General features: G+C 76.6%; 13 protein-coding genes and 2 pseudogenes. 9 read left to right on the top strand and 6 right to left on the bottom strand.

Going from position 1 to position 14350, the window contains the following annotated elements; all coding sequences use genetic code 11:
* Positions 1-296 precede the first annotated feature (296 nt).
* The 5 genes and pseudogenes from ACIRS1_RS30140 (at position 297) to ACIRS1_RS30120 (ending at position 5565) form a co-directional block, all read left to right on the top strand.
* Positions 297-983: a fasciclin domain-containing protein gene (locus tag ACIRS1_RS30140; RefSeq protein WP_402845199.1), complete on the top strand. Its 687-nt coding sequence runs from the start codon at positions 297-299 to the stop codon at positions 981-983.
* 280 nt (positions 984-1263) lie between these two features.
* Complete coding sequence (locus ACIRS1_RS30135; protein WP_402845284.1) at positions 1264-2526, top strand: NAD(P)/FAD-dependent oxidoreductase; 1263 nt, start codon at positions 1264-1266, stop codon at positions 2524-2526.
* Positions 2527-2531: 5 nt separating this feature from the next.
* Positions 2532-3248: pseudogene (locus ACIRS1_RS30130) on the top strand (DUF1365 domain-containing protein); the annotation flags it as partial.
* A gap of 185 nt (positions 3249-3433) precedes the next feature.
* A complete protein-coding gene (locus ACIRS1_RS30125; RefSeq protein ID WP_402845198.1) occupies positions 3434-4744 on the top strand; it encodes a class I SAM-dependent methyltransferase in 1311 nt (436 codons plus the stop codon).
* Positions 4741-5565, top strand: coding sequence for a DUF1295 domain-containing protein (locus ACIRS1_RS30120; RefSeq protein ID WP_387902985.1), 825 nt, complete (start codon positions 4741-4743; stop codon positions 5563-5565). Before ACIRS1_RS30125 ends, ACIRS1_RS30120 begins: the two co-directional genes overlap by 4 nt.
* Positions 5566-5660: 95 nt before the next feature.
* Here ACIRS1_RS30120 and ACIRS1_RS30115 read toward each other — a convergent pair whose 3' ends face one another.
* Entirely contained in the window at positions 5661-6410 is a 750-nt protein-coding gene (locus ACIRS1_RS30115; RefSeq protein ID WP_402845195.1) for an anti-sigma factor domain-containing protein, read from the bottom strand.
* Entirely contained in the window at positions 6407-6991 is a 585-nt protein-coding gene (locus ACIRS1_RS30110; RefSeq protein WP_402845194.1) for a sigma-70 family RNA polymerase sigma factor, read from the bottom strand. The genes ACIRS1_RS30115 and ACIRS1_RS30110 overlap by 4 nt, the downstream gene beginning before the upstream one ends.
* 593 nt (positions 6992-7584) lie before the next feature.
* Between ACIRS1_RS30110 and ACIRS1_RS30105 the strand changes: the two genes are divergently transcribed.
* On the top strand, positions 7585-8640 hold the full coding sequence (locus ACIRS1_RS30105) for an NAD-dependent epimerase/dehydratase family protein (RefSeq protein WP_402845192.1): 1056 nt from the start codon (positions 7585-7587) through the stop codon (positions 8638-8640).
* 70 nt (positions 8641-8710) lie between these two features.
* Here ACIRS1_RS30105 and ACIRS1_RS30100 read toward each other — a convergent pair whose 3' ends face one another.
* Together ACIRS1_RS30100 and ACIRS1_RS30095 are read right to left on the bottom strand one after the other, a co-directional pair.
* Positions 8711-9847 carry a HAMP domain-containing sensor histidine kinase gene (locus ACIRS1_RS30100; RefSeq protein WP_360221149.1) on the bottom strand — a complete coding sequence of 379 codons (1137 nt, stop codon included), beginning with the start codon at positions 9845-9847 and terminating at the stop codon, positions 8711-8713.
* A complete protein-coding gene (locus ACIRS1_RS30095; protein WP_402845189.1) occupies positions 9844-10671 on the bottom strand; it encodes a response regulator transcription factor in 828 nt (275 codons plus the stop codon). The genes ACIRS1_RS30100 and ACIRS1_RS30095 overlap by 4 nt, the downstream gene beginning before the upstream one ends.
* Before the next feature lie 273 nt (positions 10672-10944).
* On the opposite strand from ACIRS1_RS30095, the pseudogene ACIRS1_RS30090 reads away from it, so the two are divergent.
* The 3 genes and pseudogenes from ACIRS1_RS30090 to ACIRS1_RS30080 form a co-directional block, all read left to right on the top strand.
* A pseudogene (locus ACIRS1_RS30090) lies at positions 10945-11649 on the top strand (glycosyltransferase family 2 protein); the annotation flags it as partial.
* Positions 11629-12279, top strand: coding sequence for a DUF2064 domain-containing protein (locus ACIRS1_RS30085; RefSeq protein ID WP_402845283.1), 651 nt, complete (start codon positions 11629-11631; stop codon positions 12277-12279). The pseudogene ACIRS1_RS30090 and the gene ACIRS1_RS30085, both read left to right, overlap by 21 nt.
* On the top strand, positions 12276-12980 hold the full coding sequence (locus ACIRS1_RS30080) for an SAM-dependent methyltransferase (protein WP_402845188.1): 705 nt from the start codon (positions 12276-12278) through the stop codon (positions 12978-12980). Before ACIRS1_RS30085 ends, ACIRS1_RS30080 begins: the two co-directional genes overlap by 4 nt.
* Before the next feature lie 38 nt (positions 12981-13018).
* Here ACIRS1_RS30080 and ACIRS1_RS30075 read toward each other — a convergent pair whose 3' ends face one another.
* Positions 13019-13639 (bottom strand): cytochrome b/b6 domain-containing protein, encoded by a 621-nt coding sequence (locus ACIRS1_RS30075; protein WP_402845187.1) that lies wholly within the window; start codon positions 13637-13639, stop codon positions 13019-13021.
* Positions 13623-14336: a molybdopterin-dependent oxidoreductase gene (locus tag ACIRS1_RS30070; RefSeq protein WP_360221140.1), complete on the bottom strand. Its 714-nt coding sequence runs from the start codon at positions 14334-14336 to the stop codon at positions 13623-13625. Before ACIRS1_RS30070 ends, ACIRS1_RS30075 begins: the two co-directional genes overlap by 17 nt.
* Between the last annotated feature and the right edge of the window lie 14 nt (positions 14337-14350).

Here is a 14350-nt window from a genome sequence, read left to right as displayed (position 1 = left end):
CGGGGCTTGCTCCTCCCGTGGCCGGAGACATCCCGGCGCGCAGCGGAGCGGCGCACGCCGCCGGGGCGGACGGCCCGGGGGCCGTCACCCGATCGGGGGATCCGGAAAACGGCACCCATCCGGTGGCGGTGGGCGGCCGAATGAGAGGCGTGACCGATGAGCCGGGCCGCACGGCGGGCCGGATCCGCCGGACCACCGCGGGAGCCGGCCGTCGACCGGGCACCCGCGGGCCCGGGCAGGTCGGTCACGTTCCGCGTCCGGGATCCGCCCGGCGACCGCTACAGGAGCCTCACCTGATGAACACGACACCTTCGCTGCGCACCTCCTTCGCCGCCGTCCTCGCCGCCGGCGTGCTGGCCGCCTCCCTCAGCGCGTGCAGCAGCGGTGGCGACGGCTCGAAGGCCGGTGATGCGGCCAAGGCGACGACCGCCTCCTCGGCCCCGGCCGCGGCCGCCGGTTCGGCCTCCTCCGCGCCGATGACCGGGGGTGGCGCGGCGCAGGCAATGTCCGGGCAGCCGTTCGGGACCGCCTGTTCGGCCGTGCCGAAGGACGGCGCCGGTTCGTTCAGCGGGATGGCCAAGGACCCGGTCGCCACCGCCGCGTCCAACAACCCGCTGCTGTCGACCCTGGTGACCGCCGTCAAGCAGGCCGGACTGGTCGACACCCTCAACTCCGCGCAGAACATCACCGTCTTCGCGCCCACCAACGACGCCTTCGCCAAGCTCCCGAAGAAGGACCTCGACGCCGTCCTCGCGGACAAGGAGAAGCTCACCAAGATCCTCACCTACCACGTCGTCCCCCAGCGCCTGGACCCGAGCGCTCTCACCGGCGCGCACAAGACGCTCGCCACCGGCGACGTCACCGTCACCGGCGCGTCCCCCGACTTCACCGTCAACTCCGCCGCCAAGGTGCTGTGCGGCGACGTCCAGACCGCCAACGCCACCGTCTACATCGTCGACACCGTTCTGATGCCCACCTCCTGAGGCCGCGTCAGGTCACCGAGCGCGGTCCCCGGCCAACGCCCCCGGCCGGGGACCGCACCCCCCGGGCGCGCCGGCGGCCGGGGGGCACCCGCACCGGAACCCGCGCCGCCCCGCCCACCGGCAATCCGCGACGCGATCGGCTCCGAACCAGTGCTGTAGACAACGGAGCGGGCCGCCGGCGCGGCCCCCGAGCAGGGCAGGGGCCTTCGTGACGACATCCGCCACCACCCCCACCACCGGAACCGTCCCCCGTGGCCGCGGCGGCCCGCCCGTCCGGCGGGTGGCGGTGGTGGGCGCCGGCGTGGCCGGTCTCACCGCGGCGTACGAGCTGTCCCGGGCCGGGGCCGAGGTCGAGCTCTTCGAGGCCGACGGCCGGCTAGGCGGCCACGCCCACACCCAGGAGGCGACCGCCCCGGACGGCCGGACGCTGGCCCTGGACACCGGCTTCCTGGTCCACAACGAGCGGACCTACCCGCACCTGGTGCGCCTGTTCGCCGAGCTCGGCGTCCGCACCCGGGACAGCGAGATGAGCATGTCCGTACGCTGCGACGGCTGCGGCCTGGAGTACGCGGGGGCCCGCGGCCCGGCCGGCCTGCTCGCCCGGCCCGAGGCCCTGGTGCGCGGCCGGTACCTGCGGATGCTCGCCGAGGTGCCGCGCTTCCACCGGAGGGCGCGCCGGCTGCTCGCCACCCCGGCCGCCGGTGACCCGAGCCTGGGCGAGTTCCTCGCCGCCGAGGGCTTCTCGCCGTACTTCGTGAGCCACTTCATGACCCCGGTGGTCTCCGCCGTGTGGTCCTGCGCCCCCGACCTGGCGGGCGACTACCCGGCGCGCTACCTGTTCGCGTTCCTCCACAACCACGGCATGCTGGGCGTGACGGGCTCGCCGACCTGGCGCACGGTGGTGGGCGGCTCGCGCACGTACGTCGAGAAGATCGCCGAGCGGCTGACCGCGGTGCACCGCTCCACCCCCGTGCGCGCCGTGCGCCGCCACCCGGACGGCGTCACCGTGGTGACCGAGGACGGGCGCCGCACCGGGGCCGACGCCGTGGTCATCGCCACCCACGCCGACCAGGCGCTGCGACTGCTCGCCGACCCCACCGACGCCGAGCTCGAGGTCCTGAGCGCGTTCACCTACTCGCGCAACCCGACGGTGCTGCACCGCGACCCGGCCGTCCTGCCCGCCGCCCGCTGGGCGCGCGGCTCGTGGAACTACCGGATGCCGCACTGCACCGCCTCCTCCGACCGGGTGCGGGTGAGCTACCACCTGAACCGGCTGCTGCACCTGGACACCACCGAGGACTACCTGGTCACCCTCAACGAGGACCGCCAGCACCCGGTGCCCGAGGACCTGGTGGTCTCCCGCACGGAGTACCAGCACCCGGTGTACACCGCGCACTCCGTGGCCGCGCAGCGCCGACTGCCCGAACTCGCCACCGGCCGGACGGCGTTCGCCGGCGCCTACCACGGCTGGGGCTTCCACGAGGACGGCTGCCGCTCCGGCGTCGAGGCGGCCCGATTCCTGCTGGGGGTGGGAGCCCCGTGACCACCCTGCCGGGGCCCTGGGGTGCCGTCCTCTACGACACCCGCACCACCCACGTGCGCACCGCGCCGCTGCGCAACGCCTTCCGGCACCGCGGCTACCTGTGGCTGGTGGACCCGGACCGCCTCCCCCGGGTGCCCCGCGCGCTGCGCCCGCTGGCCTCCTTCCGGTCGCGCGACCACCGTCTCGACCCCGCTTCGGGAGAGTTGACGATCCGTCAGGACCTCGAAGACTTCCTGGCCGCGCACGGCGTCCGGCTCGGCCGCGGCCGGGTGCTGATGCTCACCCAGGCGCGCTCGCTCGGGTACGTGTTCAACCCGCTGACGGTGTACTGGTGCCACGACGAGGCGGGCCGCCCGCTGTGCACCGTCGCCGAGGTCCACAACACCTACGGCGGCCGGCACCGCTACCTGCTGCACCCGGACGCGGCCGGGCGAGCCGTCGCGCCGAAGGAGTTCCACGTCTCCCCGTTCTTCCCGGTCGACGGCCACTACCGGATGTCGCTGCCCGAGCCGGGCGAGCGGCTCGACCTCAGCATCCACCTGGAACGTGCCGGCGGGCGGGCGTTCACCGCCACCGTGCACGGCACCGGCCGCCCGGCCGGCCCCGCCGCCCTGCTCCGGGCCGCACTCGGGCACCCCTTCGCCACCTGGGCGGCGAGTGTACACATCCGCTACCAGGGCATCCGCCTCTGGGCACGGGGACTGCCCGTGCACCCCTGCCCAGCGGCCACCGGCCCGCCCCGGCCGACCGGGATACCCGTGGCCGACGGGTCCTCGGCCCCGGCCGGGCCCGAGGCCGGCACGAGCACGCCCGACAGGAGCACGCCCGCCGCCCCCGGGCCCGGCGGGCAGGCACCCGAGACCCCCGCACCACCGCACGCCACGCCCACGGAAGAGGTACCCAGCAGATGACCACCACCGCTCCCGTGAGCGCCCCGCCGGCACCCGCCGTGGACCCCGACCGCTGGCCGGACGTCGCCCGCGTCCCGTACGCGCCGCTGCGGGCCGCCGTCGCCGGGCGGCTGCTGGCCCGGGCCGCCGCCCGGCGCGGCGTGCGCGTCGAACTCCCCGACGGCCGCACCCTGAACGCCGCCACCGCCGCAGGCACGGTGCCCGCCGCCCCGGACGCGCCCGTCCTGCGCCTGCACCGCCCGCAGGACTTCCTGCACCGCGTCGGGGAGAGCGGCCTGATCGGCTTCGGCGAGGCGTACCAGGCCGGCGACTGGGACAGCCCCGACCTGGTCGCGCTGCTGACCGCGCTGGCCGCCGCCCCGGAGACCCTGGTCCCCGGCGGCACCCGGTGGCTGCGCCGCTTCTACGTCAAGCGCCCGCCCGAGACGGAGCTGTCCACCAGCGCCAACGCCCGGCGCAACATCGGCCGGCACTACGACCTGTCGAACGAGCTGTTCGCGCTCTTCCTCGACCCCACGATGACGTACTCCTCCGCGCTCTTCCCCACCGGGCCCGGCCCGCTCCCGGTCGCGACCTGGGAGGAGCTGCCCGCCGCCCAGCACCGCAAGATCGACCGGCTGCTCGACCTGGCCGGCGTCGGCGAGGGCACCCGGCTGCTGGAGATCGGCACCGGCTGGGGCGAACTCGCCCTGCGCGCCGCCGCCCGCGGCGCCCGCGTCGTCAGCCTCACCCTCTCCCAGGAGCAGTTGGCCCTCGCCCGCCACCGGATCGCCGCCGCCGGGCTGGCCGACCGCGCCGAAGTCCGGCTCTGCGACTACCGCGCCGTCGAGGGCCGGTACGACGCCGTCGTCAGCGTCGAGATGATCGAAGCCGTCGGCCGCCCCTTCTGGCCGGACTACTTCCGCACCCTCGACCGCGTCCTGGCCCCCGGCGGGCGGGCCGCCCTGCAGGCGATCACCATGCCGCACGAGCGGATGCTCGCGTCCAGCCGCACCTACACCTGGATCCTCAAGTACGTCTTCCCCGGCGGCCTGATCCCCTCCCTGCAGGCGATCCGGGAGACGGCCGCCCGGCACACCACCCTGCGCGTCACGGCCGCCGACGCCCACGGGCCGCACTACGCCGAGACGCTGCGGCTGTGGCGCGAGCGCTTCCACGCCCGGGCCGAGGAGGTCGCCGGCCTCGGCTTCGACGAGGTCTTCCGCCGCATGTGGGAGCTCTACCTCGCCTACTCCGAGGCCGGTTTCCGCACCGGCTATCTGGACGTCCACCACGTGCTGCTCAGCCGCGAGGAGGTGGCCGGGTGAACGCCGGCGCCTTCGCGGTCAACCTCGGCGTCACCGCAGCGGTCACCCTCGCCGTGCTGCTCGCGGCCTTCGCCGTCGGGGTGCGCACCGGACGCCACCGGGGCGTGGACGTCGCGTGGGGGCTGGCCTTCGCCGCGGTGGCCCTGACCGGCTACGCGCTGTCCGCCGGACACGGCGACGAAGGGCGCCGGCTGCTCGCCACCGCGCTGGTCACGGTCTGGGGCCTGCGGCTGTCCGCACACCTGTGGTGGCGGGCCCGGGGCGCCCCGGAGGACCGGCGCTACGCCCGGATGCTCTCCCGCGCCCCGGCCGGCCCGGCCCGCACCCGGTACGCGCTGCGCATCGTCTACCTGCTGCAGGCCGCCATCGTCTGGTTCGTCTCGCTGCCCGTCCAGGCCGCCCAGTACCTGCCCTCCCCGCCCGGCGCGCTCGCCTGGGCCGGGGCGGCCCTCTGGGCGCTCGGGCTGGCCTTCGAGACGGTGGGCGACCACCAGCTCACCCGGTTCAAGGCCGACCCGGCGAACCGGGGCCGGGTGATGGACCGCGGTCTGTGGCGGTACACCCGCCACCCCAACTACTTCGGCGACGCGTGCGTCTGGTGGGGCCTGTTCCTGCTGGCCGCCGACGCCCCGGTCGGCTGGGCGTTCGTCCTCAGCCCGCTCCTGATGACGTACCTGCTCGCCTTCGGCAGCGGCAAGCCGATGCTGGAGCGGCAGCTCGGCGCGGAACGCCCCGGTTGGGCCGACTACGCGGCCCGCACCAGCGGCTTCCTCCCGCTGCCCCCGCGCCGCGGTCCGAAGCCCGTCGGCGAAGGCCGGTAACGACCGCCGGTGCCGACGGCGGGCGACGGGATCCGGTAACGCCGTCCGCCTCCCGGCTGGCAGCCGGGAGGCGGACGGCGGCAGGTTCCGCTCCCTCAGGTGAGCGGCAGCAGCATGACCGGTGTTCCGGTGGGGTGCGCGGAGCCGCCGGCGGGCTCGACCGTGAGGCCCACGCCGACAGCGCCGTCCAGCGGGCCGGAGAGCAGCATCGCCCCGTCGCCGGTGGGCAGCAACCCGGCCGGGCGCATCGTCCCGGAGTCGTTGAACCACAGCTCGTACGTGCTGCCGGCGCCCGGCACGGGCATCCCGGAGGCCAGGAACCCGGCCTGACCGCGGCTCTGCGACCACACCACGGTGCCGACGCCCGCCCCGCCCGAGGCGGTGGCGGTGACGGTGCGCGCGTCGGGGGCGGTGAGCAGGTCGGCGAAGTGGTTCTGCTGCTGCTGGAGGGCGACCGCCCGGGCCTCGGCCCGGTCGGCCTGGCGGTGCTGCTGGACGGCGACGCCGCCGGCGCCGACGGCCACCGCGAGGCAGGCGGCGAGCACGAACTTCGGCCAGCGGCGGGCGGGTCGGCCGTGCCGGCGCCCGGGAAGGACGGCGGGGGTGGTGCGCGGGGCGTCCTGCCGTACGGTCGGCAGCGCGGCCAGCACGCGCGTCTTGAGGGCCGGCGGGGGCGTCACGGGCTCGGAGGCCCCGAGCCGGGCCAGGGTGGCGGCGAACTCGGCCACCTCCTGGGCGCAGGCCGGGCAGCTGTCGAGGTGCCGTTCGAACTCGGCGCTCTCGGCGGGGTCGAGGGCGTGCGCGGCGTAGGCTCCGGTCAGGGTGTGCAGATCGGCGGCGCTCATGCGGATACCCCCAGGCAGTCGCGCAGCCGGATCAGTCCGTCGCGCATGCGGGTCTTGATCGTGCCCAGCGGCGCGCCGAGGACCTCGGCGACCTGCGGGTAGGTGTAGCCGCGGTAGTACGCCAGGGTCAAGGCCTCCCGCTGCAACTCGGTCAGCGTCCTCATGCACCGCCGCACCTGTTCGCGTTCCAGCCGCCCCTCGACCTGTTCGGCGACCTCGTCGAACACCGTGGTGTGGGAGACTGCGGCCGCGCGCTGGTCCCGGTCGGCGGCCGCCTGTGCGGACCGGACCCGGTCCACGGCGCGCCGGTGGGCGATCGTCAGCACCCAGGCCATCACCTCGCCGCGGTCGGCGCGGTAGCGGGCGGCGGTGCGCCACACCTCCAGCAGCACCTCCTGGGCGACCTCCTCGGACTGCGCCGGGTCGCGCAGGACCCTTCGCACCAGCCCCAGGACGGGGCCGGCCACCGCGTCGTACAGCCGCGAGAAGGCGTCCTGGTCACCACGGGCGACCAGCCCGACCAGTTCCTTCAGGTCGGGCCCCGGCCGCCCGGGGCCGGACAGGTGGACGACGGCGCTCATCCGGCGACACCTGCCGTACGGCGGGCGGGCGGTGGGCCCCAGGGACGGGCGATGGACAACGGGCCTCCCACGACCACGGCGGCGCTCGGCGCGCCGGACGAACCGGAAACGGCTGACACCCGCTCTTCGGAGCGGACGGCCCACCGGATTGGCCGGCCCGGTGAACCCCGCGGTCCGCCGCCCGGACGGGCACCGCCGGGGCGCCCCGGCGGCGGACCGGACGGGCCCCGCGCGGGGGCGCCCCGGCGGGCGATCCGCCCATCACACCAATCCGCCCAGGACCGGGGGACGAATTCCAGACAGGAAGCACGGCCCGGCCCCGGGGCCCACAGCACCGGGGACAACCACAACGGCAGGTACGACGGCGTCCTCGGGCCCAGCGAGCTGAACTCCGCCCTGCCCCAGGAGGCCACCGCACCGGCCCTGTGCGGCCCCCTCGACTGACCGTCACGCCCACCCGACCGGACTCCCGTCCGTGGTCCCGCCGCAGCGCGCGGCGGGACCACGGGGGCGTGTCCGGCGACCTTACGGATTGCTGACCCCGCCCCGCGGCGGCGGCCCGGTGCGCCGGCCGGCCGGTAGCGTCACCGGTCATGAGGATCCTGGTCACCGGCGGCGCCGGTTTCATCGGTTCGGCGGTCGTGCGGGCCCTGGTCGGCGCGGGCCACGAGGTCCGCGTGCTGGACGCCCTGCTGCCCGCGGTCCACCCCTCGGGGGCGGCCCCCGACCTGCCGGCCGGCGTCGACTTCCGGCACGGCGACGTCCGGGACGCCGCGGCGGTGGCGGGCGCCGTGGCCGGGGTGGACGCGGTCTGCCACCAGGCGGCGATGGTCGGCCTCGGCCTGGACCTCGACGACGCGCCCGAGTACGTCGGCTGCAACGACCTCGGCACCGCGGTGCTGCTGGCCGCGATGGCCCGCACCGGGGTGCGGCAGCTGGTGCTGGCCGGGTCGATGGTGGTCTACGGCGAGGGCCGGTACGCGTGTCCGGAGCACGGGAGCGTGGCACCCGGGCCGCGGCGCCCGGGCGACCTCGACGCCGGCCGGTTCGAACCGCCGTGCCCCGTGTGCGCGGCCCCGCTCCGGCCGGGCCTGGTCACGGAGGACGCGCCGGGGGACCCGAGGAACGTGTACGCCGCGACCAAGCTCGCCCAGGAGCACCTGGCCGCCGCCTGGGCCCGCGCCTGCGGCGGGTCGGTCCTGGCACTGCGCTACCACAACGTCTACGGCCCGGGCATGCCGCGCGACACCCCGTACGCCGGGGTGGCCTCGCTGTTCCGTTCGGCGCTCGCCCGCGGCGAGGCCCCCCGGGTGTTCGAGGACGGCGGCCAGCGCCGGGACTTCGTCCACGTCGACGACGTCGCGGCGGCGAACCTGGCCGCGCTGGCGGACGTCGGCGGCCGGCCGCCGGGCACGGCGCGGGCGTACAACGTCGGCAGCGGGGAGGTGCGCACGGTCGGCGAGATGGCCCGGGCGCTGGCCGAGGCCTTCGGCGGCCCGGCCCCGGTGGTGACCGCTCAGTACCGGCTCGGGGACGTCCGGCACATCACCGCCGACTCCTCCCGGCTGCGGGCGGAGCTGGGCTGGCGGGCCCGGGTGCCGTTCGGCGCGGGGATGGCCGAGTTCGCCGCCGCGCCCCTGCGGGCCTGACCACCGGAGGGCGGGACCACCCGCCCGCCGGGGCCCGCCGGGCCGGCCGCCAGCCGTTACCCGCGCGCCACTACCCGCGCGCCGCCGGGAGCGCGATCTCGAAGCAGCAGCCCCCGCTGACGTTGCGCACCCGGGCGCGGCCCGCGTGCGCCTCGACGATGCCGCGGACGATGGCCAGTCCGAGCCCGGCCCCGCTGTCGCCGCCCTCCCCGGGATCGCGCAGCGGGGTCCGGGCGGTGCTGCCGCGCCAGCCGGTCTCGAACACCCGGGAGAGGTCCTGTTCCGGGATGCCCCCGCAGCCGTCGGTGACCGAGAGGACGACCTCGTCCACCTCCCGGCGGGCCGAGACCGCGACCACGCCGTCCTCCGGCGTCGAGCGGATCGCGTTGACGAGGAGGTTGCCCAGCACCCGGGTGATCTCGCGGCTGTCCACCTCGACCGGCTCGGCGGCGACCTGCCGGCCCTCCAGCCGGACGCCGCGCTGGCGGGCGAGCGGGTGGGCGCCGGCCAGCGCGTCGTCGACCAGGTCGTAGACGGACACCCGGGACACCGAGAGGGCGAGGGCGCCGGCCTGGATGCGGGAGAGCTCGAAGAGGTCGTCGACCATCCCGGTGAGCCGCTCCACCTCGGTGCGGATCCGGCTGAGGTAGCGCTCCGGTTCGTCGGCCACGCCGTCCTCCAGGGCCTCGGCCATGGCCCGGAGCCCGGCGAGCGGGGTGCGCAGGTCGTGGGAGATCCAGGCGATCAGCTCGCGCCGCGAGGCGTCCAGCGCCTGCGCCCGGGCCCGGGACTCGGCGAGGCGGGCGCTGGTGGCGGCGAGTTCCGCGCTGAGCTGGGCGAGTTCCCGGGCCAGGGGGTGCTCCGGCGCGGTGAAGCCGGTGTCGCTCCCGACGGTGCGGGCGGCGGCGGTCAGGGCCCGGCTGCCCGCCACGACCTGGCGTCCGAGCAGGGCTGCCGTGAGCAGCGAGACCACGGACGCCATGCCGAGGACCGTGATCACCACGCCGAGGTCGTGCCGGGACAGGAACATCGCCTGGGCGACGGCGAACGTCCCGGAGGTGACGGCGAGGACGGTGACGGCGGCGACGCAGAGGAGCGAGAGCGCCATCGAGCGGCGGCGCAGCAGGCGCACGGCGGGCCAGCCGAGCAGACCGGCCCCGGCGGCGCCGAGCCCTGCGAACAGGGCGATGAGCAGCAGGTCCTTCACGCCGGTCCGCCCTTCTCGTCCGCCGCGGGGGTGCCCGCCGCGGGGGTGCCCGCCGCGAGGTCGCCGGGCATCGGGTCGGCCGCCCGGGTGCCCGTCGCGGGGTCGTAGCGGTAGCCGACGCCCCAGACCGTGCTGATCAGTGTCGGAGCGGCCGGGTCGTCCTCGATCTTCTCGCGCAGTCGGCGGACGTGGACGGTGACGGTGGAGAGGTCGCCGAAGTCCCAGCCCCAGACCCGCTGCATCAGCTCCTGGCGGGGGAAGACCGTCCCGGGGTGCCGGAGGAGGAACGCCAGCAGGTCGAACTCCCTCAGCGTCAGCGTGAGTTCGTTCCCCCGGCGGCGGGCCCGGCGGGCCTGCGGGTCGAGCGTGATGTCCCCGGACGCCAGCAAACCGGGGGGTGGCGTCGTGGGCGCGGCGGAACGGGAACGGCGCAGCACGGACTGCACGCGCAGGACGAGCTCCCGCGGACTGAAGGGTTTGGTGACGTAGTCGTCCGCGCCCAGTTCCAGGCCGAGGATGCGGTCCGCCTCGTCGCCCTTGGCGGTGAGCATGACCACCGGGAGGTCCGCGCCGTCCGCGGTCGCGCGCAGCCTGCGCAGGATCTCCAGGCCGTCGATGCCGGGGAGCATGAGGTCCAGGACCAGCAGGTCGGGGCGGTGGCTGCGGGCCAGCGCGAGGCCCTGGTCGCCGTCGGTGGCCCGGTCGACGTGGTGGCCGGCCCGGGCGAGGTAGCCGGCGACGACCTCCCCCACGGTGAGGTCGTCGTCGATGACCAGGATGCGGGCGGGGTCCGGTGGTACCGCGGAGGCGGCGCTGTCGTTCACCTCGCCGAGGATACGAGCCCCGGCCGTGGCCGGGGGCCGCCTCCGGGGCGGCGTTCGTCTTCCGTAAGATCACGGCTTCGGCGGCTCTGGCGGCTCCGGCCGCTCCGGGGTCCCGTCCTAGCGCCGCACCTCCGCCAGGCCGACGTAGGACTTTCGTAAGGGCGCCGTTCGGCCGCCGCGGGCCCGCCCGCGCCTAGCGTGGCCGACGTGATCCCTCCGACTCCTTCCTGGCCGAGTGCCGAACCGCCGAGCGCCGAAGCGCCACGAGCCGAACTGCTGCGCGCCGAGCCGCTGCGCGCCGACGTGATCCTGCCCTGCCTCGACGAGGCCGCGGCCCTGCCCTGGGTGCTGCGGCGGGTGCCCCCGGGCTGGCGGGCGATCGTCGTCGACAACGGCTCGCGGGACGGCTCCGCAGAGGTGGCGCGCTCGCTGGGCGCGACGGTCGTCGTGGAGCCGCGGCGCGGCTTCGGCGCCGCGTGCCACGCCGGGCTGCTCGCCGCGAGCGCCGAGCTGGTCTGCTTCATGGACTGCGACGGCTCGCTGGACCCGGCCCAGCTGCCGCGGGTCGCCGCACCCGTCCTCGCCGGCTCGGCGGACCTGGTGCTCGGCCGGCGCCGCCCCGCCGCCGCCGGGGCGTGGCCGCTGCACGCCCGCCTGGCCAACGCGGCCCTGGCCCGCCGGCTCCGGGCCCGGACGGGCGCACCGCTGCACGACCTCGGCCCGATGCGGGCTGCCCGCCGTGACCGGCTGCTGGCGCTCGGCCTGGGCGACCGCCGCTCCGGCTACCCGCTGGAGATGGTGCTCTCGGCGTCGGCGGCCGGAATGCGGATCGCCGAGACCTCCGTCGACTACCTGCCGCGGACGGGCCGCTCCAAGGTCACCGGGACGGTGCGCGGCACCCGGCAGGCCGTCCGCGACATGCGGGCCGTGCTGGCCGCGCCGCCGCCGACCCTGCTGGTGATCGCCAAGTCGCCCGTCCCGGGCCGGGTGAAGACCCGGCTCACGCCGCCCTGCACGCCCGAGCAGGCGGCGGCGCTGGCCGAGGCGGCCCTCACCGACACCCTCGCCGTCCTCTCCCGGGTGCCGGCCGGCCGGCGGCTGCTCGTCCTGGACGGCGCCGTCGGCGACTGGCTGCCGCCCGGCTGGCAGGTCGTGCCGCAGGTGGCCGGCGGACTGGACGCCCGGCTCGCCGCCTCGTTCGCGCACGCTGGCCGGATCGCCCCGGAGGCGCCGGCCCTGCTGGTCGGCATGGACACCCCGCAGCTGGACGCCGCGCTCCTCGCCGGGGCCCTGTCGCCCGCCCGGCGCGCCGGCGTCGACGCCTGGTACGGCCCGGCCGGCGACGGCGGCTTCTGGGCGCTCGGCCTGGCCCGGCCCGGCGAGCGACTCGCCCGGCGGCTGCTCCTCGGCCTGCCGATGTCGACCGCGGACACCGGAAGGGGCCTGCTCGACCGGCTGGCCGCGGAGGGCCTGGTGACCGAGCACCTCCCGGTGGTCGCCGACGTGGACACCATCAGCGACGCCCGCAACGTCGCCGCCGAGGCTCCGGGCGGCAGGTTCGCGGCCTGCCTGCAGGCGATCGAGGGCGCCCGGGAGGTGACGGGGTGACCACGGAGACCGGGCCGACCACGCAGGTGGAGCCGACCCCGCGGGCCGCAGCGTGGACGGACGACCCGTTCGCCGAGGCCGTCCGCGCCGGCCGGGGCCCGCTGTGGCTGCGCCGCGAGGACGGCGGCCGGATCCCGCTCGACGTGGAGCGCTGGTGCGCGCCCGCCGCCGGGGCGGACCACGGGCTGCTGGAGCGCTGCACCGGGCTGGCCGCGCCGGTGGTGGACCTCGGCTGCGGCCCCGGCCGCCTGGTCGCGGCCCTGCTGGGCCTCGGGGTGCCGGCGCTCGGCGTCGACATCACCCGGGCCGCCGTCGCCCGGACCAGGAGGCTCGGCGGGCCCGCCCTGTGCCGGTCGGTGTTCGACCGGCTGCCCGCGGAGGGCCGCTGGGGCGGCGCGCTGCTGGCCGACGGCAATCTCGGCATCGGCGGCGACCCTGGGTTGCTGCTCGGCCGCAGTGCCGAACTCCTCGCTCCGGGCGGCGTGTTGCTGGTCGAGGTGGACCCGCGGGAGATCGACGAGCGGATCACCGTCCGGGTCGAGGGGCGCCACGGGCGGCTCGGCCCGCCGTTCCGCTGGGCCCGCTGCGGTGCGGCGGCCACCGCCCGGCGGGCCGGGCGGGCCGGCCTCGTCGAGACGGAGCGCTGGTCCTCCCACGGCCGCCGCTTCCTCGCCTTCCGCCGGGCGGCCCGCCCCCGCTGACGGAACCTGGCGGGGACCCCGCGGGCACGCCGCGAACGCTACTCCGGCGTGCCCGCGGGGCTCCCGCCCCGCCACTGCGGGTGCTCCCGCTCGGCCCAGCGCCGGTCGACCAGCCCGGTGCGCATCCCGCGCCGGGCCTCCGGGTCCCGCAGGGCCATCCGGACGTGGCCGGCGGTCACCACGGCGATGGCCACCGCCAGCCAGTCGTGGACGAAGGTCGCGCCGGTGCGCCAGGCCACCGGGGCCAGGTGGGTGAGCCACATCAGCAGGCCGGTACCGAGGATCACCAGCATCGCGCCGAGCGTCCACTGGGCGTAGAGCTTCTGCCCGGCGTTGAACTTCCCCGCCGGGCGGTGCGCGGCACGTGCCCGGGTGGCCCGCAGCCACGCCCGGTCCACGGGCTGGAAGCGGCTCAGCCTCGACAGGTCCGCGCGCACCGCGCGGCACGCCAGTCCGATCAGCAGCGGTACCGGCAGCGCGAGGCCGCACCACACGTGCACGGTGACGACGAGGCGCCGGCGGCCGACCAGTTCGGCCAGCGGCGCGAGGTACAGACAGGCGGCGGTCGCCAGACAGGTCAGCATCAGGGCGGCGGTGGTGCGGTGCACCCAGCGCTCGGCGCGGGTGAAGCGCAGCAGGAGGTCAGCCGGTCGGGGCATCGTCACGTCCGTTCGAGCGGCCGACCCAGGCGTCGACGTCATAGCCGTTCTGTTCCCAGTAGCCCGGCTCCACCCCGGCGGTCACGGTGATCCCGGAGAGCCACTTGGCCGACTTGTAGAAGTACATCGGCGCCACGTACAGGCGCACCGGCCCGCCGTGCGAGTGGGAGATCGGGGCGTCCTGGAGCTTGAGCGCGACCACCACGTCGTCCCGCCGGGCCTGCTCCAGGGTGAGGCTCTCGGTGTACTCGCCGTCGAAGCAGCTGAACCGCACCGCGCCGGCGCCCGCCCTGACGCCGGCGGCGTCGAGCAGGTGCGCCAGCGGCACGCCCTCGAACGGGGTGTTCGGCACCCGCCAGCCGGTCACGCACTGCACGTCCCGCACGATCCGCCGCTGCGGCATCGCCTGGAGGTCGGCCAGGCGGTAGCTGCCCGGGCGCTCCACGAGCCCGTCCACCGTCAGGGCGTACGTGTCCGGCCCCTTCGTCGGGACCGACGGGACCACGGAGTAGTACCGGAACCCGCCGCCGCCCGGCAGCAGGCCGGTGAGGCCCGTCGGGTCCTTGCCGGCCACCGCGTCCTGGGCCTTCTGGAGGTACGGGCCGACCGCGACTCCCGCCGCGCCGAGCCCCAGCAGGCCCAGCACCACGCGGCGGCCCACCGGGGTGCCCCGGCCCTCTTCGATCTGTTCGCTCACGCCGCCGATTCGAC

This window comes from Kitasatospora sp. NPDC101176 (assembly GCF_044768035.1).
Lineage (GTDB): Bacteria > Actinomycetota > Actinomycetes > Streptomycetales > Streptomycetaceae > Kitasatospora.
The sequence above is the reverse complement of the archived record's forward strand: the minus strand, read 5'-3'. Positions and strand labels throughout refer to the sequence as shown.

Bases quoted from the DNA above. Each gene is read 5' to 3' on its own strand.
- ACIRS1_RS30115 (WP_402845195.1), bottom strand. From the start codon at position 6,410: ATGAGCGCCGCCGATCTGCACACCCTGACCGGAGCCTACGCCGCGCAC.
- ACIRS1_RS30075 (WP_402845187.1), bottom strand. From the start codon at position 13,639: ATGCCCCGACCGGCTGACCTCCTGCTGCGCTTCACCCGCGCCGAGCGC.
- ACIRS1_RS30105 (WP_402845192.1), top strand. From the start codon at position 7,585: ATGAGGATCCTGGTCACCGGCGGCGCCGGTTTCATCGGTTCGGCGGTC.
- ACIRS1_RS30140 (WP_402845199.1), top strand. From the start codon at position 297: ATGAACACGACACCTTCGCTGCGCACCTCCTTCGCCGCCGTCCTCGCC.
- ACIRS1_RS30110 (WP_402845194.1), bottom strand. From the start codon at position 6,991: ATGAGCGCCGTCGTCCACCTGTCCGGCCCCGGGCGGCCGGGGCCCGAC.
- ACIRS1_RS30125 (WP_402845198.1), top strand. From the start codon at position 3,434: ATGACCACCACCGCTCCCGTGAGCGCCCCGCCGGCACCCGCCGTGGAC.